General features: G+C 63.6%; 2 protein-coding genes and 1 pseudogene. 1 reads left to right on the top strand and 2 read right to left on the bottom strand.

Going from position 1 to position 2,335, the window contains the following annotated elements:
- A partial coding sequence (locus tag EOA33_RS32580; RefSeq protein WP_190234442.1) for a trimethylamine methyltransferase family protein occupies nt 1-231 on the bottom strand: 231 nt, incomplete at its 3' end.
- Between the two features lie 203 nt (nt 232-434).
- On the opposite strand from EOA33_RS32580, the pseudogene EOA33_RS32575 reads away from it, so the two are divergent.
- Nucleotides 435-905 (top strand): annotated as a pseudogene (locus EOA33_RS32575) (hypothetical protein); the annotation flags it as partial.
- On the opposite strand, the gene EOA33_RS32570 reads toward EOA33_RS32575, so the two are convergent.
- Nucleotides 842-2,335 (bottom strand): phospholipase D-like domain-containing protein (locus tag EOA33_RS32570; RefSeq protein WP_127407490.1); only part of this gene is annotated, 1,494 nt, incomplete at its 5' end. The pseudogene EOA33_RS32575 and the gene EOA33_RS32570 sit on opposite strands and share 64 nt — an antisense overlap.

Raw genomic sequence — 2,335 nt, 5'->3', positions numbered from 1 at the left:
GTCATGCAGCACGTCGACGCCGATCTCCTTCAAGACCCGCAGTGAAGCGAGGTGGATCGATTCCAATTCGTCGTCGGAAACCAGCCTGGTCGGCGTGAGCGGATTCCTCAGCTGCCGGAAGGGCGGCTGCTCGAACGCAGCCGAGCCGCCGGCGCGCTTGCCCGCGCGGCCACCACGGCGGGCGCGATCGGTTGCCAGTGCCGGTTCGGCGGGGTGGAGGGCAGCGGTCATGAAAAGCCTCATGGGATGCGAAAGTGAGCGGCATAATGGACCGCCGCCAATGCCGCCGGTAAGGAGGCGGCGACCACTAGGATTAGGGAAGCGACATGACGGAAGGGCATCCGATCGCCTGCCGTCCCGCAACGTGAAGCCTGTTACAGTTCCGTCTTTTACTTCCGCTATACTTGTGCGCCGAGCATCTCGAGGGGGTAGCGATGCCTGATGTCATCAAAGTGCGTGCGGCGACCAACAACGAGGTCGCGTTCCTGGCGTGGGATATTGACGGGATGATCCCGGGCTGCCTCGGCTTCGAGATCGTCCGCCTCTATCCCGACACCGGGGAGGAGCGCTGCCTGGCGGCGTGGGTGCCGTTCAAGGGACAGCGCAATCCAAGGTGGATACCCCAGGACACCGGCGTCTGGCCGGTGCAGAAGACCTTCTGGCGCGACCTCACGATGCGCCGGCGCCGCGACAGCATCGATCTGAGGCCGGAAGGCGAGATGATCGCCTATCGCGTGCGCCCGGTTGGCGACATGAAACCGGGACTCGAACCGGTGCCGGTGTGTCCGGACCAGGTGGTGGACGGCAAACCTGCCTATGCCGGAACGCCGCGGCCGCTCGGCTATCTCGGCCAGGGCGCCGTCAGCCCGCCGATCTTCCTCGGACAGATGTTCGGCAAGGCGCGGAACTTGTAATGGTCGAAGACGTCGAGCATGTGCACCGCATAAGCGGCGGCAAAGGTTTTGTCGCCTTCGACGATGACCAGGTTCTCGTCATTTTCGTACGACGCCTTGTAGCCAAGGTTGTGGCTGCCGGTGATGACGGTGGCATTGTCCTCCATCGGATCGATGATGACGATCTTGTCGTGCACGATGGCGTGGCCAACGGTCAGCACCTCCGCCTGGAAATCGCGGGCGACTGTGGCGCCGGTCAGGTTTGCCGCCCTGACGATCGAGACGTTCGGCGCCTCCCAGACCTTCTCCGGATAGACGAAGGGCGACTTGCCGTCCTTGTTCGATTTGTGAGTCACCGGATCCTTGGTCGGCGCGACATAGTTGGGCATGGCGGTCTCGTCGCTGATCGCACCCTGCACGATCAGCTTCGGATCTGCATTCGCCGCCGCGACCGCCTGGTCAACGATCGAGTTCTCGCCGAGCCGCGACGGATTGAACACGAGGAAGAGCACCGCGCGCTTCGCCGCCTTGATGCGGGCGAAGACGTCCGCGAGGTCGACCGGGCGCACCGAGATATCCTTCTTGCTACGCTCGGGATCGTTCGGCGAAAACCACACCGTCATGCCGTCCAGCGGTGCCGAGGCGCCGTTCAGCGGGTTCGAAATGTGGTTTTCCGCGCGAAACGGCACGCCCTGCTTTTGCGCCACATGTCCGGCGGCACTTTCGCTCGCCGGCGGTGGGAAGACGTCGGCCTTCATGCGCTCCCAATAGGCATTGAACACTTCCGCAATCGCCGGGTCGTCGCGGATGAAGGCGTTGTTGGATTGCCCGCAGATGCCGGTCGAGGTCCAGTTGGTGCTGCCGGTCATCACCGCCTGTGGATTGCCCTGGGCATCGCGGTAGACGGCGAACTTGTTGTGGCCGATATGGTTGTTGTTGAACAGGCGGTCCGTCACCGTGACGCCAGCGTCGCGCAGGCGTTTCCTGAACGGCGCGTTACCGAAATCCCAGGCCTTCGTCTGGTCGTCTTTGCCCGAATTGGCAAGAATGACCTCGACGACATCCTTGGCGGCGACGATCGCGTCGCACAATTCGTCGTCGCCAAGCTCATAGAGCGCGAGCCTGACGGTGCCACCTTCGGCCTTGGCCCGCTTCATCAGGCTGGTCAGCACATCAGGCACATCTCCATGCAGATAGGCGCGTATCTTGCTCGCCGGGTTCTGCAGCTCCGCCCTGATCTTATCGCGCTGCCCGACCTTGATGCCGGCTTCCGCCAGTGCGCGCGACATCCACTGCGTCGACAAAACACCATTGGTGAAGGCGACCCGCGCCTTGCCGAACATCTGTCCGAGGAAGATCGGCGGGCTGACGGCGCCCTGGCCGAGATAGCCGAGCGGCCGCGGCGTTCCGGCATAGGCAGGTTTTCCGTCCACCACCTGGTC

Source organism: Mesorhizobium sp. M4A.F.Ca.ET.050.02.1.1, from assembly GCF_003997725.1.
In the GTDB taxonomy this organism is placed as follows: Bacteria; Pseudomonadota; Alphaproteobacteria; order Rhizobiales; family Rhizobiaceae; genus Mesorhizobium.
This window is presented reverse-complemented; position numbering and strand designations above follow the sequence as displayed.